The organism is Companilactobacillus sp. HBUAS56275, from assembly GCF_036913655.1.
Lineage (GTDB): Bacteria > Bacillota > Bacilli > Lactobacillales > Lactobacillaceae > Companilactobacillus > Companilactobacillus pullicola.
Window position 1 is genome coordinate 222,719 of the sequence record NZ_JAYKKK010000004.1, and the last position, 25,758, is coordinate 248,476.

The window sequence follows — 25,758 nt, forward strand, 5'->3', positions numbered from 1 at the left end:
CCACCCAGAAATGGGTGGTTATTTTTATATCCAATATTCAAATAAAAGGCAAAAAAAATAGAACTCATGACGAATTCTATAAAAAATCCCCAAATTTTTAATTTGTTTTAACGTACTTTCTCCACTTCAAACGACTTAGCCAAGTCTGCTGTGCAGAAATTCCATTATCATTCTCTTCTTTGACATAATCTCCATCGGAATCTAACCAATAAGAGTTCTCTGTATCTTTCAAGAAAGTATTGATAATCTTATTTAATTTCACTTTAGATTTTTCCTCAACGATCGGAACGGCCAACTCGACACGACGATCCAAATTTCTCGTCATCATATCAGCTGATGAGATCCAAACATCAGTATGATCCTTACCATATTGGAATTTAAAGATACGACTGTGTTCCAATAATTGTCCGACAATACTCTTAACTCGAATATCTTCTTTAGGACCACAGATACCAATCTTCAAAGAACATGGACCTCTGACGATCATTCTAAATGGCAAGCCTTGTCGAGCAGCTTTATAAATAGCACTAATGATTTCAACATCAGTTAAACCATTGACCTTCATGAAGACTCCACCTTGACCATCACGTAGATATGCTTCAGTGGCTAATCTGATATTTTCAATTATCATATTTTTAATACCATCTGGCGATGTCACTAGTAGATTATATTCAACCTTAGTTTCATTCACTAGATGATCGAAAAATCTCGTTGCGTCATCGATGTACATTTGATTACTTGTGAAATAGCTCAAATCGGAGAAACCATTAGCAGTAATAGCATTATAATTACCCGTTCCAACTTGAACATACCCTCTATTGTCGCCATGTAAGACCAAACAGATCTTTGAATGAACTTTATTAACCTTATCACCGAATAAAACTTTGACGCCGGCTTCACGTAAGAATTTGGTTACTTCAATATTATGAACTTCATCAAATCTAGCTTTCAGTTCAACAACAGCGGTAACCTCGATACCTTTATCAGAGGCTTCTTTCAACAGTCTCAACAAATCGGAATCCTTCTCCGTTCGATAAATGGTAATAAAAATTTTTGTCGTCTTTGGATCCTGTACAGCCGCTTCCAAATAATCGATAAAGACACTGTAAGAGTCATATGGATACTGAACTAATAATGAAGAATGTTTCAAATAGTCCAAGATATTCTTCGACGGATTCCACTTCAAAGCTTTGAAAGGTGGAAAGACAAGCTCCGCATGATCACGGTAACGCTTGAACAATGTATTAAGAAATTTAATATCCACGGGACCTGGTATCTTGTAGACACTCTTCTTGCTGATATCAAACAATTTAGCAAAGTATTCACGACTGTGACTTTCACCGTTGCAGGCAAATTCCACACGCATAATATTCCGCAATTCTCTGGTATCAACGTAATTGATCATCTTATTCAGATATTCGTCATCTGTCATATCTTTGCTTAAAAAGTCATATGGCTTGTTCTGATCGTAAGTCACACGGAAAACGTAAGTCTTCTTGATCTTGTATTTTCTGATCAAATCAGTCGCAACATGACGAATAACGTCCTCAATCAAAATATAGTGATTGTCGACGCCAGTCTCTACTAACCGATCCAAATCTTCTGGAATCGGGGTGGTATAAATATGATGCGGTGTTTCCATTAATAAATTTAAATTGCGACGATACTTATAAGTTTTCGAGAATCGTTGCATATCAAGTCGAGGCAAAATTTTCTTACTAAAATACTTTTTAACAGTTTTCTTTTCAGAATCCTTCAATTCATCGTACTTTAGAATGTAGAACAATTTTCTATCACGTGCATCTTTCATCGACGCATCATATTTTTTGTACTGCTTAGCAATATTTCTAGAGTTAAATTCATAAACCAAACTAAGAACCTCATCACCAGTTAGATCAGTTCTTTTCTCAGTCTTATTATTAATAACCATACTATCAATATTGTGCATTCTTACTCGGAAGAATTCATCTAAGTTGTTTGAAGCAATGGACAAAAAACGTAGTCTTTCTAAAAGTGGCACATCACTATCATAGGCTTGATCAATTACTCGATTATCAAATAGTATCCAGCTTAAATCGCGATTATAAAATTTCCGTTTCATTTAATGACTACCCTTCATCTTTTAAATCCTTCTTGAATGATTCAAAATCGTACTCCACTTGTTGAGCATAACTGTTGGTGAAATTCATCAATGAATTAGCTATATCAGTATATTCTTCGCCAAATCCTATGATCAATGGATAATTTGGTGAGTGTGAATGCGCTCTGGCAAGGAGAATGACACAGACCTTTGTATAATCCTTGAATGATTCAAAATCTAGTTTATCTAAATTAATAGATGATTTCATATCCTTAAATTGACGCATGTAAAAACTGTATTGCTCAGTATCAAAGGCTCCTAAAAACGGATCGGAGGCACTCTGCAGAATCAATTGACTGTTAACAATATTCTGACCCTGACTAATTTTACTATCGAAATACAATTCATCATTGTTATAGATAGGTAAAGCCTGTTTAGCTTGTAAAACCAAGTAGTTACTATCCAAATCCCTCAATAGAATTAAATAGCAAAGTGTTCCAACGCTGCCGACTCCAACGATATGACGAGCAATATCTATAATTTTAAAGTCTTCTAAGAACAGTCTAACATCGCTACGTTGGTTTTTCTTATACTTTTCGTATCCGCGAGCAACACTCTTGTAATCTTTCTTACTGATATGTTGCGTAACAGGTTTATTCTCTATGAAACGAAGCTGACCATCATGCATTTCAGTATATTTCTCAATAACTAACTTAGAATTACTCTTCTGAGCCTTCTTGATGCTTTTAGCAATCATATTATTGAAAGACTCTTGAAAATATTCTTCGTTATCTTTAAGTTTACCAAATATCTCCGTTATATTTTGAAGTGTATTCGGTAAAATAAAACGTTTCATTTCCGAAATCTTTGTCATGTGCTTTAGAGTATCAAAATAAGTATTCACAACTGTTAAAAGATATTTTTGGACTTCATCCTCATCAAATCCATGTGCACGAGCAACTAGAAGGGCACTGACTAAAAGACGTTTTAGATCATATTCCCAATGTCCTAAATGCGCCTCATCAAAATCGTTCATATCAAACAACAGTTGTCCTTCAGATGAACCGTAGAAACCAAAGTTTCCCAAATGAGCATCCCCACCAACTAGAACACGAATACCACTGTTCTCATTTCTTGAGAGATCATAATGCATCACATCAACAGTTCCGCGGAAAAAAGCAAAAACTGACTTGGACATTCTTTCACGTTTAACTTCTAACAATTCAGGAACTAATAGTTTGTTTTTGATATTTAATATTTTATGAATGTTTCTCTTTTTAGGTTTAAATGTATTGAATGAATCAGATACTGCCGTCGCAAAAAAGCGACCTTTAATAATTAAGCGTTCAGTACTCTTAAACGCATCAGTATCTTGGAAAGTATATGGTGTATTAATCATGCCTCTATCACCTCAATTTGTATTATACAATAGCTGACAATGATAACTATTGTCTTTAAGTACTTTTTTCTAAAAATATTATATTAGCCAAATATATTTTTTAAGTATAGTTTAACTTTTATCAAAAAAGAAATATATTTCTCTTCAATATTGCGCCTTAAAGATGGAAAAACGGTGAATGATTTGTAAAACTTTAATGTTTTCAAAATGAATTTTTCCATAACGTCTAATTTTACGCTTTCTGACTAAAAAAGTGTAATTATAAGGTCGCACAAGAAGGGTGTGATCGTATGCTTAAAATTTCTGAAGCTAGTAAAAAAGTAGACCTACCTGTCGCCACAATTCGCTACTATGCCGAATTAAATATGATTCCTTCTTTAAAGCGAAATCTCGAAAATCAACGTGTGTTCGACGACGAATCAATTGCTTGGCTTGAAGGTATAAAATTCTTTCGAGAATTAGGCATGCCTATCTCCGAGATTCAAGAATACATCCAACTCAGCCAAAAAGATGGTAAAGCAGCTTTAGTTAAAAGACATCAATTACTAATTAAGCAAGAACAAAAAGCCCAAGACAACGTTACAAAAGCACAAACCAATCTGGATGAGTTAAAACGTCGGATAACCCTAGAAGACGAAATCATCAAGGGCCATAAACGTGATAGTTTAAGTCCCGCTCGTAGATTTAATCAATAAAAAAAATCGACCATTTTTGGTCGATTTTTTATTTTTATCCTACTTGACTCGTTCCATCTGCGTAATTTAAAGTAACGCCTGATTGAACATTGAAAATATAAACGTTGAAATGAACAGAATCATCACCCACAGATTGTGCTTCCATTTGAACTCCACGAGCTAATAATTCATCACCTCTAAAGATTGGTGTGACACGATATCTGACATAATGCGAACTACTTTGTTTCAAATAATAAGCGATATCCATTTCATGAGCTAACATTTCTGGACTATTTAATGAACGGGTTCCAGTCATTAAATTCTTAGGATTATTGTTCTGGCCTGTTAACTGATAACCGATCAAGTGACTACGATTATACAACCAACCGCCACTGATACGTTTGTTATGCCAACCAGTTGGATTCCAGTGTAATGGCTCTCTTTTAGCAGTCGGCATTTTTGAAACGTTCAATAAAGCGTTGGCGGCTGTAACCCGATTAAGATTATCCAGATCACCGTATTGGTCCCAAGCTCCCTTAGCAGTACTCAAATCTTCTTGAGAGAAATTAGGCTTATTTCCATTGACGATAATTTCTTGCGTTCCATTGTAATCGAGATTGGCTAAATCGGATGTGTTAGATGTACTTTGAGTTGCTTTATTATTGTGTTCATCGATAAATTTCTGATCGTCTGAAATCTGATTTTGGAGCGATTCAATCGATTTCTTTAATCTCTTATTTTTTGCAACTAATTTTTTAGTCTTCTTTTGATAAGAATAGTCTTTGACAACTTCTACTTTACTATGACTGTTTTCAGCTGCTTGGCTTTGATTAGCACATGCTGTAACAGAAGGTATCAAGGCTAATAAAACCAATAATTTAACTGCTTTTTTCATTAGACTTTCGACCTCCTGTAACCAGCATTGATAGCATCTTGCTCAGTCTTAAAGTAGACCGCATTAGAAGAATTCATGTTGTAACCTCTTTGACCAGGTACGTGGTAAATATGACTTCTTGAATTACCAACGATCGTTCCCGAACTGGAGGTATTCATGTCTCCTCTTTGAGAACTTGATTGTTGCGATTGTGCTTGCTGTGACTGTTGTTGAGCTTCTTGAGCTTGTTTTTCTTGTTGCTTTTGAGCCGCTTCTTGTTGTTTTTGTGCTGCTTTAGCTTGTTCTTCCTGTTGTTTCTTAGCTGCAGCTTGCTCTTCTTCAGCCTTTTGTTTAGCCTCAGCCTCTTGAGTCTCTATATCGTCGCGTTGACTCTGTAACTTATCTTCTTGCTTAGATAATTTTTTCTTTTTAGCAAGAAGTGCTACATTTTCCTTTTTGGCAATATCATATTTGTCCTTGCCGATATACTTAGTTTTCTTAGCTACCTTTTCCGTCTTAGCAGAACTATCCGAGCTAGAACTCTTTTCATCAGTACTATCCCCTGTAGCCCCAACTATAATAGAAGAAATAATCATGACACCGACACTGATCAGCAATCTCTTTTGATCACGTTGCCTGATTTTAGTATTTTGCCTATGCTTAAACCATTTGAAGGCATAAACGAAAATAGCTATCAAAGAAATTAGCAGAACTAATACCATGAAAGTTGTCATCCCCTTGACCCCCTTATATTTTTGTCTAACTATATTAATGATATATGAGGGGGAAACGCTTAACAAGACAAAAAATAGGACATTCTTGTATGTCCTATTTTTTGTTATTTTATTATTTTTCTTGACTCATTTTAACTTGATATTGATGATTAGAAACAAGTACAAATGGAATATAAAGAGCTACATTAATAGCAATAATAACTATCTGAACTATTGAAGCTCTTATGTCTCCACCTGTTGCTAAATAACCAGACAAAACTGGTGGTGTTACCCAAGGAATCAGGATATAAGTTGCATGCATCCATCCAAAAGCTGTGGCAGCATAGGCTACAATCGTTGAAATCAATGGTGCAATACAGAATGGAATAGCATAAGTAATATTGAAAACAATTGGTAATCCGAACATTAATGGTTCACTGATATTAAATAGATTAGGAACACCACCTAATTTAACAATTGCCTTTTCATCGGGACGTTTAGAGAAAATCAATAAGGCAATAACTAAGGAGATTAGGGTACCACCTCCACCCATATAAACGAAAGCGTCTAGGAAGGGTTGTGTAACAATATTAGGTGCAGCGCTACCAGCATGAATAGCATCAATATTTTGTTGCAATGATGCTAAAAGAATTGGTCCTGCAATTGATCCAAAGACATCTGCACCGTGAATACCAAGTGTAAATACAAAGGTTGATAATAGAACATAGAATAATATTCCAGGTAATGATTGGAAACCAGTAACTAGTGGTACTTGTAGAACACGGATGATAATTTCTGAAACATTCATTCCAGTGGTTGTATTCAAAGTACCTTCAATTGCAGCAAAGATAGTAATAGTAATCATTGCTGGGAACAAAGAACTAAATGAATTACCAACAGCAGGAGGAACTGAATCTGGCATATGAATCTTCAAATGTTTTGCTTTTTGTAATCTGGTCATAATCATTGTAGCGAAAATACCAGTTAAAATAGCAACCAACATACCACTGGCAGAAGAATAATCTTGAGTTAAAACACCGCTAGCTGAATATGATTTACCAGAAAGTGTTAAAACCTTTACTGTGTTTGGCACTAATGAGACATAACTAGCTAAAGCAACAATACCTTCAGTTACACCGTCACGGCTACCGTATGATTTAGCCAAACGTGCTGCAATTAGGAACGTAATAGACAAAGCCAAAATACCAAAAGTTCCGTTGTATGCTTGAATACCAATATTAGTAATAATTTGATGTCCAGGCATATTTCTTAAAATACCTGTCTTAGGAATCAATAAAACATTATTGATCAGTAAGAACAAAGCTGCTGTAATTGTGATAGGAATAGTATCAGCAAAAGCATCACGAATCGCTAAAATAAATTTATTGCTACCTATTTTCCCAGAAATCCTAGAAATGCTCTCAACAAACTTGTTATCACCGTTCATCTTCCTTTTCCCCCTTTAACAATTCTGAAATTGTCGATAACCACTTAGTGGCTGCCACTATCCATACTTCTTTATATGTTGCATTGTTGAATTGTGGCCAATATGGAACATCTTCATCATCTTTGGTCTCAATACCGACGGGCAATTCTCCGACCATATCCCCTGATGAATTAGAATATTCTTGCTGATAATTATTTCCCTCACCAAACATCAATGATTGGTCAAACGGATTGTTTCCAATGATCCAACGTAATTGTGCATTAGCTAAATCCAATAGTTCCTTATTCTTCAATGTTCTTCCCATAATGGCAGCTGAATTGGCCGTTGAAAGAATGATAGAATCATTGCCTCTAAATGAGAACCAAACTGGAAATCTTCTTATATAAAGATGTTCAGCAATTTGTACGCCAGCTTTAAGTTGGTCGTTATATTCTGAATATGCTGAATCATCAATTAATAAATGCTGTACATCAAAACTTTCCTTATCACTATTTTCGGTATCCAGATATACTCCACTCGCAATCATTGGATAAGGATCTGTAAATTGTCTTAAATAAAGTAAATATGATCCGTAATCTTGAGCTTTTTCTTTCCACACATCATGCAAAACATCAGAAACTGGTAATCTAAGTGCTATTGCGAATGCTTGGGCGAATAGCATTTCTCTCGCTTGATGATTAAAGTGTTGAAATACTTTATGACTAATATCTCGATAGAACATTCCCTTTAGAAGAGTGCCATCAAACAATTTCAGTCCTTTACTTTCTTGACAACTAATCATACGATTCATAAATTCTATAACCGTAGTTAAATATTTTTCGTTCTTTGTAATGAAATAACAATTACCAGCTGCAGCAACAATTGTCGCATCATAAGTTGCTTTAGATGTGTTATATGTGTGTTCCCACATGATTGGTTCTTTTTCATAAGGTGATTGCTTGAATCTTGCTAAAGCAATATCAAAATAACTAACTGCTAATTTTTGCAGACGTTTTCTCATATCTTGATCAATTACTTTTTGTTGTGAGATATCAGATAAAATACTGCTCAAAAGAAAATTCTCATACGGATTGTCATGAACTCTAGCTAAGGCATCGTCCATAGTACCGATCATGTTATCGGTCCATCTTGAAACGCCTGCACTGGTAGCATGATATCCGTTACCGAAGTCGGTCTTAAATATAAAATCTAGTCCCCAATTTCCTTCTTCTAATAATCTTTCAGACAATTTGTGACTGTGTGTAATATTGGCAATCTTGAACAATGCTTGGGTGGCTTCCGCAGAATGAATAAGTTGTTGCGACAGATCACCAGCATCATGCCAACCTCCGTTGTAGCTAATAGTCTTGCTATCTTTTTTAGCAATGACATCTTCATGACAAGTACCATGAATTCCAGGAACTGGGTAACCGCAACGTTCACCATAAATAAAATTCAAAACCTTAGGAATGCTTTCTTTCCAAATGTCTCTGTAAGTTCCAATCGTGAATGGTTCAGTAGTTATATTTCCTAATTTGATTTGATAGGTCCCCGACTGGTCGAAATCTGTAAAGTCTAAAATTTTGAATTCTCCCAATTTATTATTCAAACTCTTAATTTTATTATTAAAAACCGTATTTTTAGTTTCGGCATCAATTATTGAAAATTCATCATTAACGTTGTCACTTGAAACAACCGCTACTTTTCTTTCATCATTTTGATATCCATCATGGGAATAACTAATTTTGTTAGGTTCCCATCCATGTGTGGAAGTTGCATCTAAAACTTTTTGAAGAGAAATATTTTCTAATTCAACTTTGTATTCTCCTGGAATATCCATATAAGAACCATTTATCTCATAGCTAAAACCAATTTCAGTTACTTTGTCTCTAGGTAAATCCGAAATGTTAAGAAAGTAAGTTTTTTCGCAATTATTGCTTAAATTTATTACGTGATAACCTTCTCGATTGTATTGATCAGGTATTTTATGCTCACCATCGTTATGTATTTCAAAAATTATATTGGGATTTATAATTTCAGAACATTTTGTATTAATCTTAAAAGCTAGTCGATTATAATCTTGCCAGTTCTCATTATTAATTTTCAAAGATGCTCTAGTATTCCCGTATCCTACATAATCACCATCAGCCGGATCTCCAGGAGCCCATGTTTCGTACCTTGAAGGAGCTTCGAGAATAAATCCATTTTTAGAAACGTTAGTTATGCTCCCTCTTTTGGAATGTTCCCAAGTATTTGTTTCGGATGTAGTTATATTCTTCTCGTTGACAACCTTTTTATTATTCTCGCTGCTATCAAAATTTTCGGGAATATGAATCAGTTTATGTAACAAATCAGTCTGATCTAATAATTCATCTACTGCTGTCATTCTTTTCTCTCCTTAGTTAAGCAACTTACTAAAGGCAAACAACGCACACCCTTGTAATGCTATTAAATTAGGATCTAATTCTGTATTCTTAACTCCGTATTTAACAAAACGCATTGTTTGTGGATCCAACAACCTTTGCAAATGATCTAGATACCATCCTCCTGTTGTAACGCCTCCACCGAATCTCACAGCTTGCGGATTAATAATTCGAACCAAGTTCATCACCATATTGCTTGTAGCCTTAAGTGACTGATTTACTACCGCCAGTGCCAAAGGATCTTTTTGGTCGTATGCTTCAAAAAGTTCTTTAGCTCCAACACGCTGATCAGGTAATACTTCCAACTTAGTATCGTTGAACTTCTTCAATTCATGCGCCTGATTGGACATTCCTAAACCTGAGGCTAAAGGTTCAACACAGCCATATCTTCCACAAACACATTTAACTTTGCTCGCAGAGTCAACAACCATATGACCAAATTCACCAGCATCATAATTTTTACCTAAGATAATTTGGCCATCTACAACCATTCGACCTGCAATGCCTGTACCAATACTCAAATAGATGAAGTTTTTGGTAACGTTACCAATTCCGAGCAAATTTTCAGCTTCAGCTGCAGCAGTTAAATCATTGATTATGAAACATGGTAGATTAAATCTCTTTTCTATTTCTCTTGAAACATTTATTTCATTTTTGTTTGTTGGATCAATTTCGTACCAAATGCCTTTATCACTATTAACTCTACCAACAATATCAACTGCAATAGCTTTAATATCACCGATAACTTGTTTAGAAAAATAATTAATAATGGCATCAATAATTTGATTCAAGGCTGTTTCTTGAGATGAAATATCAGATTTGAACTTATTTTGACTTAAAATCTGTCCTTCTTTGTCAACTTCACCAATCAAAACTTTGGTTCCGCCAACATCTACAGTTAATATCGTTTCTTTCTTCATAGCACTTTTCCTTTTTGAAAACGTTTCTATCTAGTTAAGCGCTTTCTTTTTACACTCAAATACTAGTTCCATAGGATTAATATGTCAATACCATTTTTGGAAACCTTACCAAAAAATTGTTGTTAATTTTTTAGCTTTGTTTTACACTTTAGTTAATTTAACGGGGTGACAATATGAAAAGTAAAATCACAATTAAGGATATCGCCAAATTAGCTGGCACATCTGTATCAACAGTTTCAAGAGTAATAAATGACAGCCCTTCGGTATCAGCTGAGAAAAGAAATCACATCAAAAAAGTAATCGCTGACAATAATTTTCAACCCAACATGTTGGCCCGTGGTATGGTTTCCAACAAAACACAAACTCTAGCCGTTGTTGTTTCAGATATTAATAATCCTTACTTTACAGATTTGATATCTCAAATTGAAATAATCAGTAGAAATGCTGGATACACTCTCCTACTTATAAATACAATGACCGCCGGAAAAATGAACAAAGCTAATAGTGCTCAATTAGAAATTGATGCCTTTAAAAATATTCTTGAACGACATGTTGATGGTGTTCTTATTCTTGGTGGAGAAATTGATCGTGAATCAGTTGCTACTGATTATTTAAACGCCCTTAATGAATTGAACGATCAAATACCCGTAGTCATAATCGGTCAAAAAATAGATGGTTGTAATGCTCTTTTTGTTGAACGTGACCAATTCCGAAGTGCTGAAATCATTACTCAGCATTTGCTAGCCCTAGGTAATAGGAGAATCGCTTTTATTGGCGGAGAACCTGGAATAAAAATAACATCCCAACGTTTAGCAGCTTTTAAACAAACAATGAATATCTACTCTAAAGTAGATGATCATCTAATAATATTAAATGATTACTATCCTCAATCTGGATATGATGGCATGAATGTTTTACTTAATTCTGAGGAGAAATTACCTGATGCTGTTGTAGCAATAAATGATCGTGTTGCTTGGGGAATTTTTAGAGCCCTTCACGATCATAATCTCAACTCACCCGACGATATTGCTGTTGGTAGTTGTGATGCATTCCCAAACGGTGAATTCATGACACCTAGAATTACCACGGTTAATCAACACAATGAATCTTTAGGAAAAATTGCTTTACATTTTCTATTTCAACTTATCGATAACAAAGAATTAAATCGAACAGAGGAAACTCACTTACCAGAATTAATTATTCGTGAATCCTGTGGTGCAAAGAAACGAGATGAGAGTAATGCTTAAAAACCTAGTATTTATGGATATAGATGATACCTTGGTAAATAATCATCAAGAAATATCGACGTTCACCAAAAACATCATTAATCAAAATCAAACTAATACTATTTTTTATGTGGCAACAGGAAGAATGTTTATTTCGGCCAAAGTTATTGCTGACGAAATAAACGCTAACGTTGTAGCTTCAAATGGCGGTATTTTTCAAAAAGGTTCTCAATTAGTATCCTTTCACTTAGGCAAACAAAATTTGGAAAACATCTATCATGTTTTAGAGGAATACAGTTTGTCTGCATTCTTCTTTAGCAGTCATCAAGTATTTTACAATCAATCCCTTCCAAAGTATTTCAAACACAGCACAAATAATAGAATAGCTAGTCCTAATCCTAACGACTACATAAAAATAGATTTGCCATCTTTATTGCAACACAGTGATGAAATTATTAATGGAATAATTATCGAAGACACTAATACGGATATTCTTGATACAGCTAAGGAAAAATTAAAAGATATTACTGATCTAAACATATCTTCATCATTCAAGAACAATATTGAATTAATTCCTGAACATGTCAGCAAAGCTACTGCCATTAAGCAGATTCAAAAGGAATACCATGTTGCACCTGAGCATACCTTTACGTTTGGTGATGGAGAAAACGATATCGAAATGTTTAACACTTCAGAATACTCTGTAGCCATGGCTAACGCCAATGATCTAGTTAAATCTCATGCCAACTTTGTGACAGATTCATATTTAAATGACGGAGTTGCCAAATTTTTACAAAAGTATTTGAGCTAAAGGAGAAAAAACAATGAATAATCCAACAATGCTAACCTACATTAATCAAGAAGCTTCAGTAATGAACAAAATTCTAGATACCTATCCGCAACAAATCGACACAGTGATCGACAATAAACTTTTAACCAGCAATTCTTGGCTATTACTAGGAATTGGTTCTAGTTATAACGCCGCTCTAAGTGCTAAATACTATATCGAAAAGACAGCCAATGTGCTCGTTGACTTGCAACAACCGTACAACTACAGCAATTACGACATGATTGACCCTAATTTGGAAGTTGCTATTGGTATCTCACAAAGTGGTCAAAGTACTTCTACCATTGACGCTATAAAAAAATTGTCCGAGTCCAATATTTATACTATCGGTGTCACTAGCCAGCCGGGAAAAGAACTATCAGATGCCTGTCAAAAGACGCTTGATATCCTTACTGGTCGCGAACAAGTTGGTTACGTGTCTCTTGGGTTTACTGCTACTGTTTTAACTCTTATGCTTTTAGGCTTAAGAGTCGGCGTTAAAAAAGGTCTAATTTCACTAGATCAAGAAACTACAGAAATCTCAGAATTCAGAGATATCGTCTCTCACTTTGGTGAAACAATTACTAAGACAACAGATTTCTTTAAAGAGAACGAAGCTGATTTTCAAAAAGCATATCAATTCTCTGGTATCGCCTACGGTCCTAGTGTAGGGTCAATCAAAGAATTAGAAACTAAATTTACAGAAACTGTTCGTATTCCTGCTGACGGCAATGAATTAGAAGCTTTCATGCATGGTCCTTATTTATCCATCAATCCTGAGCATCGACTATTCTTCATTACGACTAATGCTAAACCAAACGTCAAAAGTAAAGCTGACTCGTTGATCAAATATGAGAATCAATATACAAAACACATTTTTGAAATTAATTATACCGATCAAGCAAACAGTTCTGAAAAAGTATTAAATCTTATGAATATTGCTGACGAAACTAAGGTTCCCTTCCTTGGCGGTCTGCCTATTCAAGTTCTAGCTTGGTACATCACAAAGAGTCGTGGGATTGACTTAGCAAAACAGATCTTCACTGACTTCTCTGATAAAGTTCATAACAAAACAGAATTTCAAAATTACATATAAATCAAAAAATGTTCATACTAACCGTATTGGTTAATATGAACATTTTTTATATAAAACTATACAAGATACCTAGACACGCTTGTTATGCCAAACTCTTTAAAACATAATCTGCTAATTGATCAATACGTCTAAAGTCATCCTCATCAGGATCTTGATCAATTTTTACTGAATCGGCCACTTGTTCACCGTTGCTGGAATTGAGTTGCATAGTAAAGTAATCGACTGCACGACCAAAATGGAGGTGTTGTTTGGAACTAGAGCCTAGTACAGCAAACTTAGTATGATTCAAATCAACATCTTTCAAATCTTCATAAAAATCTTGGGCTTCATCAGGAATTTCTCCATCATTATAAGTATATGTATCGACTATAACGGCGTCATAACTATTCAAAGCAAAAGCATCTGTTTCAATTATTTGTTCCAAAGTCACATCAGCATTGTGTTCTTCTAAATAATCGACAAGGTGCTTAGCAATCTTTTCGTTACGTCCGGTCATACTCGTATAAGTTACAAGAATATTCATCTTTCTTTACCTACCATCTAACGCTAATACGTTCTTTTTGGTGTTCTGCATTAACAATCTCATCAACCATAGCGATTGCGTAATCTGCATAACTAATTTCACAATTTCCATCTTTGTCAAAAGTCAATTCTTCACCGGCTAAGACATAATCGCCAGTTCGCTTACCTTGTGCATCGAAAGCGGCTGCTGGGCTAATGAAGGTCCAGTTGATTGAACTTTGACGTAACTCATCTAATGATTTACTCATCTCTTCACTTAAAGGTTTCACTGCCTCAGGAAAGTCGTCTTGTTCGTAAAGTTGATGGGTGTGGTCAGGATCAAGATAAAGCGAGCCTGCTCCACCAACGACCAATAATCTTGTTGCACTGCCATTCAAAATTTCAATTAAATGCCTTGTAGCTGGTACATATTCTTTCACATTAGGACCAAAAAATCCTAAAGCATCGACCAACACGTCAAAACCTTTAACATCATCAGCGTTTAAGTCATAGACGTCCCTGACTAAATATTGATCAGTTGGTGATTTCTTACTGTCACGGACAATGGAAGTAACATCTAAGCCTCGTGCGACAGCTTCTTTAACAATCAACGAACCTTCTTTACCGTTAGCTCCAATTACAGCTATTTTCATATGATTTACCTCCAAATCAACTCTTAGGATTACTTTACACAATCACAAGCAAAATTACTAAAGATGCGGCTTGCCTATTGTAAAATTACGTACAGGAGGATACTTATTATGGCATATCAAATTTATTTAGTTAGACATGGTAGGACTTGGTACAATATTTATCAAAAAATGCAGGGTTGGTCTGATACTCCGTTGACTGATGACGGTATCGAAGTTGCTAAAAAGGCCGCCGAGGCTCTGAAAAATGTTGATTTTGCTGCGGCACTAACTTCAGATATGAAGAGATCAATCGATACTTATCGAATTATTACAGACAAAAATCAAAACAATTTAACACCCCAAGAAATGCCTGAATTTAGGGAACAATTTTATGGTTATTACGAGGGACGCGATATTGATGAATCATGGACAGACATTGGTAAGGCTCACCATGCCAAAGACTACGTTCAAATCGTTCAGGATCATGGTTTTGACGCCACGATGGACTTTGTTAAAGAGGCTGATCCTCTGCACTACGCTGAAAATGCCAAAGAATATTGGGATCGTATCGATCAAGGTTTCAAAAAGATCGACAAATTTGCTAAAGACGGCGACAAAATTTTACTAGTCACTCATAGTACTACGATTCTCGGTTTAGCTTTTAAATATAAAGCTGGAGATTTTGAAGTAGACCAAGTTCCATCAAATGCCAGTTTAACAATGTTAGAACGAGACAATGGTATTAACCGTGTTACAAAATACAATCAATCTCTTCTCTAATGTAGTAGAATTAAACTACAAACTTTGAGGAGGGCACTAATGGCTAAATACCAAATTTACATGATTCGCCACGGTAAAACTTGGTTCAACAAATACAATAAAATGCAAGGTTGGTCCGATACTCCCCTTGCACCAGAAGGATTGGAAGTTGCTAAAAAGGCTGCTAAAGCTTTAGGAGATGTGGACTTCAATGCCGCTTTTTCTTCCGATGCACGTCGTGCAATTGATACTTGCAAATTGATTGTTGATAACAACAAAAATAAGGAACAACTTCACCCAACTAAGTTAATGGAATTCAGAGAACAATTTTACGGTTATTTCGAAGGTATGAATTCTGATGAGGCTTGGTTCATTGTTGGCCAACCACATGGTGAAAGAAGTTTTAGCGACATTCTTTCCAAATACGGACTTGATGCCACAAGGGATTTCATGAAAGAAGCTGATCCATTCCACGATGCTGAAAATGCCAAAGAATACTGGACTAGAATTGATCGTGGCTTTGAAAATATTGATAAGGTTGCCAAAGATGGTGACAAAATTCTTCTGGTTACACATGGAACAACTATTCGTTCTATTACTGAACGTTACGGACATGGTAAATTTGATTTGACACAAAGTCCTAAAAATTCTAGCTTAACAATGCTTGAACGTGATAACGGTGTTAATACCGTTACAAGTTATAGCCAAATACTAGGCTAAAAAGAACGCTCATATTGACCAATGTGGTTGATATGAGCGTTTTTTATTTGTATTACATGTTTTCTAATAAAATAATTTTTTTCTTCGAGATAAATATTTTTTCATGTGATTTTCTTTATATACCAGTCACCAGGCCACTCTTACATTAGAGTGATTTTAATTTTATGCTATCAGTTTCCTGAAAATTGATATAAACTGTTACTTAAGTTCATGAATTGAAAGGAGAACCCTAGTATGTCGGAATTATCATCCAAGGCGGTTGAATCTAGCGCCTTTTACATAAATCCAGATCGTTCAGTCGCTGTGATTAATTATAATGAGGAATACATTCAAGATGTTTTTCAATTAATTAATAGTCAGGGCTTTTACAATCTCGTTCATTTATATCTAGACGAAAGTCAATTAGCTGTTACAAATAAGGTCGAAGGTCTAGATGCCAAAGTCTATATCAACATTTTGAAAGCCATTTTGATCGATGATAAGGCTAGCTATGAAAAATATGGCAACGAACAAATTCTGAAGAGTATCGAAGATTTTTATTCATACTACCGTTCCTATTTCAGAGTTTCTTTAATCAACAAACATGACAGCGCTATTGTCAAAAGTAACTTTATGAATATCGATAATCACTTTAACGAAGTCGTTATTCATCTCTACCGTGCTATTGAAGAGAAGTTACAAGGTTTTACTAACCGTACTTATCGTCAAGTAAACGCCGGAACTAATGCTTGTGTCCTAACACAATCAATCAAATGGGATACTCCCCAAAAGTATCAATCACTGGAAAGCATTAGATTCTTAGATACTTTGATGCTTCGTCCACCAATGATGATGCACACTAAGAGTAATAAACGTGAAGGTACTTTCAGCAAAGTTCCTAATAATCCTATTGAAAAATTTGATGGTACTCAACAAGATTGGTACTGCTTCCCTGCTAAAATTGGCGAAAGTTTAACTTTCATCTACTTCCATCGTGATTATTTTGTCAGTGGTATTGCTTTAGCCAACCTCTTCGAAGTCGCTGACAGAGAAAGTATTGCCGGACAAAAGCCTGACGAAATCTTACTCTTTGGTTTAAGTGAAACTGAAGGCGATGTTAGCCATTATTATCACGACGAAGCCAATGATATTTGGGTCGGTGAAGTTCCTTATAACGATAAAACGACTTACTTTGGTTACATGAAGAAGATGTGTTTAACACTTCACAACTTACATATGATTTACGAAAACCGTCTTCCAATCCATGGTTCAATGGTTAAAATTAGTTTCTCAAATGGAAAAACTAAGTCCGTTGTCTTCTTCGGCGATTCTGGTGCCGGCAAGTCCGAATCCATTGAAGCTTTGGAAGAAGTTGCCGATGATAAAATCATTAACATCGAGACGATTTTTGACGACATGGGTAGTTTTGCCTTTGATGATGAAGGTAACGTCTACGCTCAAGGTACTGAAACCGGTGCTTTCGTTCGTTTGGATGATCTAAGCAGTTCTGTAGCCTTTAACAATATGGATCGAGGCATTTACTTGAATCCCGAATTAAAGAATGCCCGTGTCATCTTACCAGCTAATACTTACAAACACATCGTCGAGCACCATGCCATCGACATGTGGGTCTATGCTAATAATTACGACGCCGAAATCGGTTTGCATCAATTCCCTGATGAAGAAAAAGCTAAAGCAACTTTCGTTGCTGGTAAACGTAAGGCTTTGGGAACAACTGATGAAGTCGGAATGAGTACTACCTTCTTTGCTAATCCATTTGGACCAGTACAAGAAGAAGAACGTACTCGTCCAATTATCGACAAAGTTTTCAATAAACTCTATCAGGATAAGATTTATGTTGGTGAGATCTACACTCACTTGGGTTATGACAAGTCAAAAGATAGCTTACATGAATCAGCTAAAGAATTACTTAATGAATTGATGAATAACTAAAATTTTATATTTTTAAAACAGAAGAAGCGTTTGGAGCATTACTATTTTTATCTCTAATATTGCAGCACAAACGCGGAACAAAAATAAGGGCGGTAACTCAAAATTGAGTTATCGTCCTTATTTTTTAATCATTATATTTTTTATTAATTTCTTTGGTTAGTTGTTGCAAGGATTCAGCTAAGTAATCACCATTAATATTTTTCTTACGTAATTTAGGATTGTTCAAACGATACTTCTTGGCTTTGGGTTCTTTGACCCAAAAATTATATTGTGGGGTATTGATAGCAAAGGAATTCTTACTAGTAAAACCGCTTCTTTTCAAATCATTGTTAAATTCAATCGGCTCATCCAAGTTAATTGGAATCAGCCCCGCAATAATTTTGGCTCCAATTGATGGCAAAGGAAATTCATCATTTTTAACCAGCATATCGTGATTGTAATCTTTATGCCTACCTTCACTGTACCAATCGTCTGCTGAAACCAAGCCTCCATCCAAAGCCAAATATACAATTGTGTCTTTTAAAGACTTATCGCCACTAATAACTTTATCGATATGGACTGAAGCCTTGGTGTAAGCCATACTCCTTGGACTGCGCATCTTTTCTAAATTATAAATAGTCCCTTTAATTACAGACTTATTATAATTTTTGAGATTATCTAAAGACATTCCTACTGGGACTTTTTCTCTACTGTTACCTTCACTATGAATAACATCAGCTTTTGCAATACGTCTTTTCCATTCACGTTGGTTCTTTCTGATAACAGCTGCACTGCTTGGAAAGTCTTGGCGTAAGGAATCTTTTATTGTATTAACACTGTACGCGGATAGCGGTAATGCGAATACTAATAAGACTAAAATCATTAGTGTTTTTCTCATCGCGGTTTCTCCTCGAGCACAATTATCGCACGAATGAAAACGTTATTGTACCGCGATTTGTTTATATAATTTACAGAATTATTTGTTAGAAATCCATAAGTAAAAAGTTTTATTTATTATATTTTTCATTGAGTTCTTCCGTTAGTTTTTGGAATTGACTTGCACGATATTCTTCTGAAATTTCCTGTTGATTCTCGTACAGACTGTTTGCTAAAACAAATTCCTTCTTATCGGGATTCTTGATCCAATAATTGTATTGCTCTAACATCGGTTGATAAGATTTACTGGTACTGAAGTCCGCTTTTATTAAATAGTTATTGAATGAATTTTTCTCATTGAGATCTACTTTTGTCAAACGGACAATTACTTGAGCACCAATTCTAGGTAACGGAGCTAATTTTTCCTGTACTAAAAGATCCTGCTTAGTTTGGTTGGTAGTTGCATCTAAATAGTAATCGTCCGTCGAAACTATCCCACCCTTTAATGGAACTTGAATAGTTTTCTCATGCAATGATTTCTTACCACTGATAACTTTATCAACATAAATTGAAGCTTTCGTTAACGGAACTCCCTTGGGACTCTTCATTTGTTCTAAATTATAAATGGTTCCTTTGATGACAAGATAATTTTTAATATTAAAAGATGGATGGAGCAATTGGTTCATATTATTAGCAATCCCTATATAATCGCCTGAGTAGCCATCTTTATAAACTGATTTGATCCCCGACGTCTTCTTTTTCCAGATCCGTTGATTTTGTTCGATCGTCTTTGTATCCTTGCCCGTTTTCTTCACAGACACTTGATTCCTTTGATCACTTGAAGTCTTTGAATTACTACACGCAGATAATGGAAAAACTAATGTTGCCAAAGACAATAACAGAAGTACTTTTTTCATCATCTCACCCCTTTAAGCGCATTATCTCATGAATATAGTCAGCAAAAAAGCCAAGACCCGTGTCTTGGCTTTATAATTCTACTATTTGATAAGAAAATCCGATATTATCCAGAAATTTAAATAAATCCTCTGGTTTTAATAGCAACGTTTTTGTGTTGTCATTGGGGTGAAAAGTCAGCGGTAAATCAGCTATAACTGACTTTTCAAAGTAAACCTGTATATCTTTAGCTTCATTATTTAATAAGCTAAAAATCGATACCGAACCTGATTTAATTCCTAATTTTTCCAACAAATCAGCTTCTGAAGCAAATTTCAAATGTTTCTTGCCTACTATTTGAGCGAACTTCTTCATATCCAAACGATGATCATCTTTTACGAAAATCAAATAATAGGCCGTCTTTTTCCTATCCGTTAGAAACAACGATTTGGTTTTCATACAAGCAATGTCTTCAACATATTTATCAGCCTCTTCAGCTGTGAAGACTGCCGGATGCTCGATCAATTGAAAATCAACTTGTAAATCATCTAATATTGCCCTAATTTGCGAATAACCGACCATTTATTTCACCCTAGACTAAAGATACGACAAACATTATCGCCGTTAAAACAGTTATTTTAATTTTATCTGACTGTGGCACTTCCAAGGTCTTCCAATTTAGAAAACCAAGACCACCTAAACTAATGAAACCCACGATTCCATTGACCCAAACGTTAGTTTTACCAGCAATTAGATAAACAATAGCTGACAACAAAGCATCTAATGCTAGGCATAATGACATATTAACTAACAAAGTATTTTTGTAATTGTTATTGTTTCTCAACAATAGATTGAACAATCCATAGGCAATCCCAAATACTATCAGAGCGCCCAGAGCAAAGAGTAATAACTTAAGGTATTTACCCATAGCTGGCATCTCGCTTAAATTAGAGTCACTTACTAATAATTCTATTACAGCCATAAAAAAGTATATCAGGAAGATCCCGACGTGTGACACCTTATCTAATTCATATAATTTTTTCATTTTCCCCTATTCCTCTTTCAAGAGTCCTACTAATTCTGATTTAGCAGCTTTATTTGATGGAATAAATCCGAATATCAATCCTACAGCCGTTGAGACCGATAAGGATAGTATAATTGCATAAGCCGTTATAACGGCCTTAAATGGTAAGAATGCATTAATAATTGCCACTAGCAAGTAACCGAATATTATTCCAATAATTCCCCCAATTATACATAGAACGACACTTTCAATTAAAAATTGATTTCTAATGTCGCTGGATGTGGCACCAAAAGCTCGACGAATTCCGATTTCCTTACGGCGTTCTGATACCGTTATGTACATGACATTCATAACTCCAATACCGGCAATCAATAGTGATATTCCAGCAATAAAGGCAATGAAGTAAGTAATGTCATTCAAAATCTTCGTAAATTGTTTACTGATTTGATCTGGATTAGAAACTTCATAAGTTCCAATATTCTTCTGTTCACCCATCTTCTTCATTTGTTTAACCGCTCTTTTACCGATCCACTTTTTGTTGGCTTTAGGTTCAACCGATAATCGTGCCTGATCTTTCGATATCTGATTGGCAAAAAGTTGTTTGAAGACTGTTTTGGAAACATAAGCATCGGGGCGATAATTCATATCGCTGATATGATAAATCCCTTGGACGACAAAGATTGTGCCATCAATTGAAATCAAACGATTCAAAACATTCTTTTTAAACAATTTGTGTGCTAAATCTTCTGAAATATAAACTCCATTAGAAGCACCACTCATCTGAAAATAGCTACCTTTAACCAATTTCAAATGCTTAGGTTGTTTATTCAAACTCATCGTAACGTTCTTGGTCTTGTATTGAACCTTAGCTCCGGCTTCAACAACGCTACTAGTCAATTTAACGTGCTCAACTCCAGGTATCTTTTCCAAAACTGATTCATCATTATTAGTAAAACCACCATCGGTATCATCATCAGACGTTGGTTGATACTGAATAACGACTTTGTTGCGGGTATTATGATTTCCCATACCTTTAGTTACCGTGTGGGCAAATCCATCCCCAATCGCCAATATACAAATAACGCTGGCAATTCCAATGATAATTCCTAGCATAGTTAAGAAATTACGATTCTTATTCTTTCCAATGGATTTAAAAGCGATCAAAAGTTTATCTGTCATGATTTTTTCACGCTCTTTTCATCGTTGTATAAACGACCATCACGAATATAGACGGTTCGCATTGCATATTCAGCTACTTCACTATCATGGGTAACCATAATAATCGTCGTGCCGTCTTGATTAAGTTTCGTAAAGATATCCATGATTTCCTTACTAGTTTTCGAGTCCAGTGCTCCAGTTGGTTCATCCGCAATCACCAAATTAGGATGATTAACGATAGCTCTAGCAATGGCAACCCTTTGTTGTTGACCACCGGATAATTCTGAAGGAAGATTCTTCTCCTTACCCTTTAAACCGACTTTCTCAATTACATCTTCAATCAATTCACGCTTATTATTTTGTTCTTTCTTACTATAAATAAGCGGAACTTCAATATTTTCGTAAACACTATAAGTCGTCAACAATTTAAAATTTTGAAAGACGAAGCCTAATTGATCGCCTCGAATACGTGACAAAAAATTGTCGCTGACCGTTTTATAATTTTTATCTTTCAGCAAATATTCACCAGTATAACTTTGATCCAATAGACCTAAAATATTGATCAGAGTTGATTTACCAGATCCAGAAGGCCCCATGATAGCTAAGAATTCGCCATCAGCTACTTCTAAATTGATATTCTCTAGAGCGATGAACTTGCCATAAGTTTTACCTATATTGGTAACTTTAAGCATTACTCCACCGTCCTATCTCAAAACTAATTTGTCGCCAGTTTTAATTCCGTCCATTACATAGTAATAATGGCCTTTTTTCGTCATTGTAAGTGTACGTTTGTGCTTCTTATTATTCTTCAAAAGATAAACTGTATCCTCTGACCAAACAGCCTTTTCTGGAATCTTATAACCTTCTGAATCAGTCTTTAGTTGGACATGCATTCCGTATGGTAATTTTTCGTCAGTTGAAACTCGGAAGTGGTAATAAGAAACATTGTGAGTACTGTAAGGAATACTATCCTTTTGTTCATAATTACCAGAGATCTTAGTGCCGTCGTTTTCAATTACTGTTACATTGCTACCGACCTTGATTTTATCCAAACTATATTCGTTCACGTTACCTTGAATAACTGGTGCACCATAAATGAACTCACGACCAGTATCATCCTTATAGTAAGTACCATCGATTGGTGCAGTGACTTGGCGATTTTGTGCTTGATTAAGTTTAGCTAATTTAGCCTGTGCTTCTGTTAGCATTTCTTGATTCTTACTCAATTCAATTTGATCATCAGTCTTCTTATCAGATGAGTTGTATTCTTGAATGGCAAGTTGTGCCTGATGAATTTCAGCATTGACACTACTAATATCACTACTCATATTTTTGTAAAAACTGAATAGTACCTGACCCTTAGTTACGCGCTGGCCGTTTAAGACGTGTGTTGCGACTAATGTTTCGTCTTCTGACTTAGGCTCGTCGCTGACTACCTTTTTGTCCGTTTCTTGGACGATACCATTGAAATAATTAGTATTGTCTCGTTGGACAGTATAAGTGCTGTAATTATTTTTATTGTCATTATTCTTGAAGCCGTTTCCAAAAACTAGAAAAAGAATAATTGCAATTAAAACAACGTTGATTCCCCAAATAGCTATTTTAATTTTCTTCATAATAATCTCCCCAAATTTGCTTGTCTTTCTAAGCTTAACAGTCTTAAGCTAGCGATTAATTGGCATTCTGTCAAACTCGGGAATAAAAAAATAGAGCATTTCTGCTCTTTATTTTGGTTTTTATTAAAATTTAATTAATTCGGGAATGTACTTTAATTTCCGTTCTCCACAAAAACTGGGGAATGCATTCCCCAGTTTTTATTCCGAACTAAATAGTGTTTCTATTATTTGATTTGAAATAAAATATTTAATCCTGCTTTTTTAATGCTATCTTTAAAAATTTTCTCTTACCCACTTGAATAATCATCCCGTCTTTTAAACGACCAATCTCATCATCAACCGTTAATTTTTGTGAATTAATCCGAATACCACCATTATTAAGCTGTAGCTACTTTGTCACTGCTCGCCTTTTCGCTTTCAGGTAACTTTCTCAAACCAATTCCTGTAAATCCGCTGATAATAGAAAGAATTGGTGAAAGTAGACTGAAGAAACAGAATGGTAAGAATGACAATGTTGGTACTCCTAAGGTATTGGCTGCAAAGGCACCGGCAACGCCCCATGGAATTAAGTAGTTAATTACGGTACCACCATCTTCTAGTACACGACTTAGTGCTAAGTTATCTAATCCACGTTTATTGAAAGTTCCTTTGAAGGCTTTACCAGGTAAAATAACTGATAAGTATTGTTCACCAACGAAGATATTAACGCCAATTCCGGAAAGAATTGTTGCGGTTACTACTGAGCCTGGTGTCTTGAGACGTTCTGCTAATGGTTCCATGGCTGTTTGAATAACATTAAACTTCATTAATAAGCCACCTAACGACAAGGTTAGGAAAATCAATGAAACTGTACCCATCATGGAAGTAATTCCTCCACGGGTTAATAAAGCATCGACACTGGCATTACCTGTTTTAGATACGAATCCATTTTCGATAAATCCGGCAATATCTTTTACCGGTGTATTAGGTTTTTCAATGAAAATCATTCCTACCGTTACAGTAACGTTCAAAAGCAATGTAGCGATAGCGGGAATTTTCATAATGGCACAGATGAATAACAATGCGACTGGTAGAATGGCCCACCATGAAATTACGAAATTACTGTTTAAAACATTTAAAGTTGTATTGATCTTGCCCATTCCTGCATTAGTTCCACTATTACCAACGATTGCGTATAGTACTAAAGAAATAATGAATGCTGGAATTGTCGTCCACATTAAATTCTTGATGTGGGCGAAAAGATCATCTTCTGCAATAGCGGCGGCTAAATTAGTTGAATCGGAAAGTGGTGACGTCTTATCTCCGAAAATTGCTCCAGAAATGATGGCCCCAGCTACTAAAGCAGGATTCATCCCTAAAGTTTGTCCCATACCGAAAAGAGCAATTCCAATTGTAGAAATAATGGTAAAAGCACTACCGATAGAGGTACCGATCAAAGCACAAACTAGAAATACTGATGGAATAAACCAACGTACGGAGATCATGTGGAATCCTGCGACCATCATTGATGGAATAATACCAGCTGCGATCCAAGTACCGATCAAAGCACCGATCAGGATAAAAATAAAGATTGGTATAATACCATTTTTAACGCCGCTGATGATTCCGTCAGAAATATCATCCCAACTACTGCCACGAAGTTTGCTCCATAAAACTAACAAGGCGATTACTACTAGAACGGGAGTCTGTGGTGAAAGTCCAAATTTGATAACACCTACTCCCAAAATAACTAACATTACAGCCAACATGATGATGGCTTCTCTAAAACTTATACTCTTTTTACTCATAATTAATTCCTCCAAATTTTGTCTGATTTTACTTGAAGAATTAATATCGAGGATTGCCCCCGCATGTATTTATTATCATTTTACTTACCCCTTGGTATAAAAAAAGTCCCTGCTGCAACAATGCAACAGGGACGATTTACCGTGGTACCACCCAGCTTGAGAAGTATTCAAAAAAAGCTTCTCCACTCTTGAGAATAACGGATCTCTTTTTCCGCTTGGAAAA

24 protein-coding genes are annotated in these 25,758 nt (G+C 35.4%); 7 read left to right on the plus strand and 17 right to left on the minus strand.

Annotated elements, in window-relative coordinates; translation table 11 throughout:
- Positions 1-97: 97 nt before the first annotated feature.
- The gene (gene ppk1, locus U8526_RS09510) at positions 98-2,101 is read right to left on the minus strand and encodes a polyphosphate kinase 1 (protein WP_334341724.1); all 2,004 of its coding nucleotides are present in this window, start codon (positions 2,099-2,101) and stop codon (positions 98-100) included.
- A gap of 7 nt (positions 2,102-2,108) precedes the next feature.
- A complete protein-coding gene (locus U8526_RS09515) occupies positions 2,109-3,479 on the minus strand; it encodes a DUF2252 domain-containing protein (RefSeq protein WP_334341725.1) in 1,371 nt (456 codons plus the stop codon).
- A 290-nt stretch (positions 3,480-3,769) separates the two neighbouring features.
- Between U8526_RS09515 and U8526_RS09520 the strand changes: the two genes are divergently transcribed.
- Positions 3,770-4,174 (plus strand): MerR family transcriptional regulator, encoded by a 405-nt coding sequence (locus U8526_RS09520; RefSeq protein ID WP_334341726.1) that lies wholly within the window; start codon positions 3,770-3,772, stop codon positions 4,172-4,174.
- Between the two features lie 34 nt (positions 4,175-4,208).
- Here the strand turns inward: U8526_RS09520 and U8526_RS09525 are convergent, their stop codons facing one another.
- From U8526_RS09525 to U8526_RS09545, 5 genes are all read right to left on the minus strand, one after another.
- Positions 4,209-5,048, minus strand: a complete 840-nt coding sequence (locus U8526_RS09525) for a DNA/RNA non-specific endonuclease (RefSeq protein ID WP_334341727.1) — start codon at positions 5,046-5,048, stop codon at positions 4,209-4,211.
- Positions 5,048-5,761 carry a sunset domain-containing protein gene (locus U8526_RS09530; RefSeq protein ID WP_334341728.1) on the minus strand — a complete coding sequence of 238 codons (714 nt, stop codon included), beginning with the start codon at positions 5,759-5,761 and terminating at the stop codon, positions 5,048-5,050. Before U8526_RS09530 ends, U8526_RS09525 begins: the two co-directional genes overlap by 1 nt.
- 112 nt (positions 5,762-5,873) lie before the next feature.
- Positions 5,874-7,187 (minus strand): PTS sugar transporter subunit IIC, encoded by a 1,314-nt coding sequence (locus tag U8526_RS09535; RefSeq protein ID WP_334341729.1) that lies wholly within the window; start codon positions 7,185-7,187, stop codon positions 5,874-5,876.
- Complete coding sequence (locus tag U8526_RS09540) at positions 7,177-9,552, minus strand: glycoside hydrolase family 9 protein (RefSeq protein ID WP_334341730.1); 2,376 nt, start codon at positions 9,550-9,552, stop codon at positions 7,177-7,179. Before U8526_RS09540 ends, U8526_RS09535 begins: the two co-directional genes overlap by 11 nt.
- A 12-nt stretch (positions 9,553-9,564) precedes the next feature.
- Positions 9,565-10,509 carry an ROK family protein gene (locus tag U8526_RS09545; RefSeq protein WP_334341731.1) on the minus strand — a complete coding sequence of 315 codons (945 nt, stop codon included), beginning with the start codon at positions 10,507-10,509 and terminating at the stop codon, positions 9,565-9,567.
- Positions 10,510-10,682: 173 nt separating this feature from the next.
- On the opposite strand from U8526_RS09545, the gene U8526_RS09550 reads away from it, so the two are divergent.
- Genes U8526_RS09550 through U8526_RS09560 form a run of 3 tightly spaced genes read left to right on the plus strand, consistent with a single transcriptional unit; the run spans position 10,683 to position 13,657 of the window.
- Complete coding sequence (locus tag U8526_RS09550) at positions 10,683-11,756, plus strand: LacI family DNA-binding transcriptional regulator (protein ID WP_334341732.1); 1,074 nt, start codon at positions 10,683-10,685, stop codon at positions 11,754-11,756.
- Positions 11,749-12,546, plus strand: a complete 798-nt coding sequence (locus tag U8526_RS09555) for an HAD family hydrolase (RefSeq protein WP_334341733.1) — start codon at positions 11,749-11,751, stop codon at positions 12,544-12,546. Before U8526_RS09550 ends, U8526_RS09555 begins: the two co-directional genes overlap by 8 nt.
- Positions 12,547-12,559: 13 nt before the next feature.
- A complete protein-coding gene (locus tag U8526_RS09560; protein WP_334341734.1) occupies positions 12,560-13,657 on the plus strand; it encodes an SIS domain-containing protein in 1,098 nt (365 codons plus the stop codon).
- Positions 13,658-13,739: 82 nt separating this feature from the next.
- Here U8526_RS09560 and U8526_RS09565 read toward each other — a convergent pair whose 3' ends face one another.
- Positions 13,740-14,180 carry a flavodoxin domain-containing protein gene (locus tag U8526_RS09565; protein ID WP_334341735.1) on the minus strand — a complete coding sequence of 147 codons (441 nt, stop codon included), beginning with the start codon at positions 14,178-14,180 and terminating at the stop codon, positions 13,740-13,742.
- A gap of 10 nt (positions 14,181-14,190) precedes the next feature.
- A complete protein-coding gene (locus tag U8526_RS09570; protein ID WP_334341736.1) occupies positions 14,191-14,811 on the minus strand; it encodes an NAD(P)-dependent oxidoreductase in 621 nt (206 codons plus the stop codon).
- 108 nt (positions 14,812-14,919) lie between these two features.
- Between U8526_RS09570 and U8526_RS09575 the strand changes: the two genes are divergently transcribed.
- The 3 genes from U8526_RS09575 to U8526_RS09585 all read left to right on the plus strand — a co-directional run bounded on the left by U8526_RS09575 (position 14,920) and on the right by U8526_RS09585 (position 18,201).
- Positions 14,920-15,570: a histidine phosphatase family protein gene (locus U8526_RS09575; protein WP_334341737.1), complete on the plus strand. Its 651-nt coding sequence runs from the start codon at positions 14,920-14,922 to the stop codon at positions 15,568-15,570.
- A 39-nt stretch (positions 15,571-15,609) separates the two neighbouring features.
- On the plus strand, positions 15,610-16,269 hold the full coding sequence (locus U8526_RS09580; protein ID WP_334341738.1) for a histidine phosphatase family protein: 660 nt from the start codon (positions 15,610-15,612) through the stop codon (positions 16,267-16,269).
- 234 nt (positions 16,270-16,503) lie between these two features.
- Complete coding sequence (locus tag U8526_RS09585; protein ID WP_334341739.1) at positions 16,504-18,201, plus strand: phosphoenolpyruvate carboxykinase; 1,698 nt, start codon at positions 16,504-16,506, stop codon at positions 18,199-18,201.
- A gap of 124 nt (positions 18,202-18,325) precedes the next feature.
- Here the strand turns inward: U8526_RS09585 and U8526_RS09590 are convergent, their stop codons facing one another.
- From U8526_RS09590 to nhaC, 8 genes are all read right to left on the minus strand, one after another.
- A complete protein-coding gene (locus U8526_RS09590) occupies positions 18,326-19,078 on the minus strand; it encodes a hypothetical protein (RefSeq protein WP_334341740.1) in 753 nt (250 codons plus the stop codon).
- Positions 19,079-19,187: 109 nt separating this feature from the next.
- On the minus strand, positions 19,188-19,973 hold the full coding sequence (locus U8526_RS09595; protein ID WP_334341741.1) for a hypothetical protein: 786 nt from the start codon (positions 19,971-19,973) through the stop codon (positions 19,188-19,190).
- 70 nt (positions 19,974-20,043) lie between these two features.
- The gene (locus tag U8526_RS09600) at positions 20,044-20,532 is read right to left on the minus strand and encodes a prolyl-tRNA synthetase associated domain-containing protein (RefSeq protein ID WP_334341742.1); all 489 of its coding nucleotides are present in this window, start codon (positions 20,530-20,532) and stop codon (positions 20,044-20,046) included.
- Positions 20,533-20,542: 10 nt separating this feature from the next.
- On the minus strand, positions 20,543-20,995 hold the full coding sequence (locus tag U8526_RS09605; protein WP_334341743.1) for a hypothetical protein: 453 nt from the start codon (positions 20,993-20,995) through the stop codon (positions 20,543-20,545).
- 6 nt (positions 20,996-21,001) lie between these two features.
- The gene (locus tag U8526_RS09610; RefSeq protein ID WP_334341744.1) at positions 21,002-22,153 is read right to left on the minus strand and encodes an ABC transporter permease; all 1,152 of its coding nucleotides are present in this window, start codon (positions 22,151-22,153) and stop codon (positions 21,002-21,004) included.
- A complete protein-coding gene (locus tag U8526_RS09615; protein ID WP_334341745.1) occupies positions 22,150-22,824 on the minus strand; it encodes an ABC transporter ATP-binding protein in 675 nt (224 codons plus the stop codon). Before U8526_RS09615 ends, U8526_RS09610 begins: the two co-directional genes overlap by 4 nt.
- 12 nt (positions 22,825-22,836) lie before the next feature.
- Positions 22,837-23,748 carry an efflux RND transporter periplasmic adaptor subunit gene (locus tag U8526_RS09620; RefSeq protein ID WP_334341746.1) on the minus strand — a complete coding sequence of 304 codons (912 nt, stop codon included), beginning with the start codon at positions 23,746-23,748 and terminating at the stop codon, positions 22,837-22,839.
- A gap of 377 nt (positions 23,749-24,125) precedes the next feature.
- Positions 24,126-25,535 carry a Na+/H+ antiporter NhaC gene (gene nhaC, locus U8526_RS09625; RefSeq protein WP_334341747.1) on the minus strand — a complete coding sequence of 470 codons (1,410 nt, stop codon included), beginning with the start codon at positions 25,533-25,535 and terminating at the stop codon, positions 24,126-24,128.
- Positions 25,536-25,758: the final 223 nt, after the last annotated feature.

What these genes read in the sequence shown, in the direction of transcription:
- U8526_RS09535 (WP_334341729.1), bottom strand. Translation starts at nt 7,187, where the DNA reads ATGAACGGTGATAACAAGTTTGTTGAGAGCATTTCTAGGATTTCTGGG.
- U8526_RS09585 (WP_334341739.1), top strand. Translation starts at nt 16,504, where the DNA reads ATGTCGGAATTATCATCCAAGGCGGTTGAATCTAGCGCCTTTTACATA.
- U8526_RS09540 (WP_334341730.1), bottom strand. Translation starts at nt 9,552, where the DNA reads ATGACAGCAGTAGATGAATTATTAGATCAGACTGATTTGTTACATAAA.
- U8526_RS09620 (WP_334341746.1), bottom strand. Translation starts at nt 23,748, where the DNA reads ATGAAGAAAATTAAAATAGCTATTTGGGGAATCAACGTTGTTTTAATT.
- U8526_RS09600 (WP_334341742.1), bottom strand. Translation starts at nt 20,532, where the DNA reads ATGGTCGGTTATTCGCAAATTAGGGCAATATTAGATGATTTACAAGTT.
- U8526_RS09575 (WP_334341737.1), top strand. Translation starts at nt 14,920, where the DNA reads ATGGCATATCAAATTTATTTAGTTAGACATGGTAGGACTTGGTACAAT.
- U8526_RS09595 (WP_334341741.1), bottom strand. Translation starts at nt 19,973, where the DNA reads ATGAAAAAAGTACTTCTGTTATTGTCTTTGGCAACATTAGTTTTTCCA.
- U8526_RS09530 (WP_334341728.1), bottom strand. Translation starts at nt 5,761, where the DNA reads ATGACAACTTTCATGGTATTAGTTCTGCTAATTTCTTTGATAGCTATT.
- U8526_RS09590 (WP_334341740.1), bottom strand. Translation starts at nt 19,078, where the DNA reads ATGAGAAAAACACTAATGATTTTAGTCTTATTAGTATTCGCATTACCG.
- U8526_RS09565 (WP_334341735.1), bottom strand. Translation starts at nt 14,180, where the DNA reads ATGAATATTCTTGTAACTTATACGAGTATGACCGGACGTAACGAAAAG.
- U8526_RS09605 (WP_334341743.1), bottom strand. Translation starts at nt 20,995, where the DNA reads ATGAAAAAATTATATGAATTAGATAAGGTGTCACACGTCGGGATCTTC.
- U8526_RS09550 (WP_334341732.1), top strand. Translation starts at nt 10,683, where the DNA reads ATGAAAAGTAAAATCACAATTAAGGATATCGCCAAATTAGCTGGCACA.
- U8526_RS09520 (WP_334341726.1), top strand. Translation starts at nt 3,770, where the DNA reads ATGCTTAAAATTTCTGAAGCTAGTAAAAAAGTAGACCTACCTGTCGCC.
- U8526_RS09570 (WP_334341736.1), bottom strand. Translation starts at nt 14,811, where the DNA reads ATGAAAATAGCTGTAATTGGAGCTAACGGTAAAGAAGGTTCGTTGATT.
- U8526_RS09515 (WP_334341725.1), bottom strand. Translation starts at nt 3,479, where the DNA reads ATGATTAATACACCATATACTTTCCAAGATACTGATGCGTTTAAGAGT.
- U8526_RS09525 (WP_334341727.1), bottom strand. Translation starts at nt 5,048, where the DNA reads ATGAAAAAAGCAGTTAAATTATTGGTTTTATTAGCCTTGATACCTTCT.
- U8526_RS09610 (WP_334341744.1), bottom strand. Translation starts at nt 22,153, where the DNA reads ATGACAGATAAACTTTTGATCGCTTTTAAATCCATTGGAAAGAATAAG.
- ppk1 (WP_334341724.1), bottom strand. Translation starts at nt 2,101, where the DNA reads ATGAAACGGAAATTTTATAATCGCGATTTAAGCTGGATACTATTTGAT.
- U8526_RS09555 (WP_334341733.1), top strand. Translation starts at nt 11,749, where the DNA reads ATGCTTAAAAACCTAGTATTTATGGATATAGATGATACCTTGGTAAAT.
- nhaC (WP_334341747.1), bottom strand. Translation starts at nt 25,535, where the DNA reads ATGAGTAAAAAGAGTATAAGTTTTAGAGAAGCCATCATCATGTTGGCT.
- U8526_RS09615 (WP_334341745.1), bottom strand. Translation starts at nt 22,824, where the DNA reads ATGCTTAAAGTTACCAATATAGGTAAAACTTATGGCAAGTTCATCGCT.
- U8526_RS09580 (WP_334341738.1), top strand. Translation starts at nt 15,610, where the DNA reads ATGGCTAAATACCAAATTTACATGATTCGCCACGGTAAAACTTGGTTC.
- U8526_RS09545 (WP_334341731.1), bottom strand. Translation starts at nt 10,509, where the DNA reads ATGAAGAAAGAAACGATATTAACTGTAGATGTTGGCGGAACCAAAGTT.
- U8526_RS09560 (WP_334341734.1), top strand. Translation starts at nt 12,560, where the DNA reads ATGAATAATCCAACAATGCTAACCTACATTAATCAAGAAGCTTCAGTA.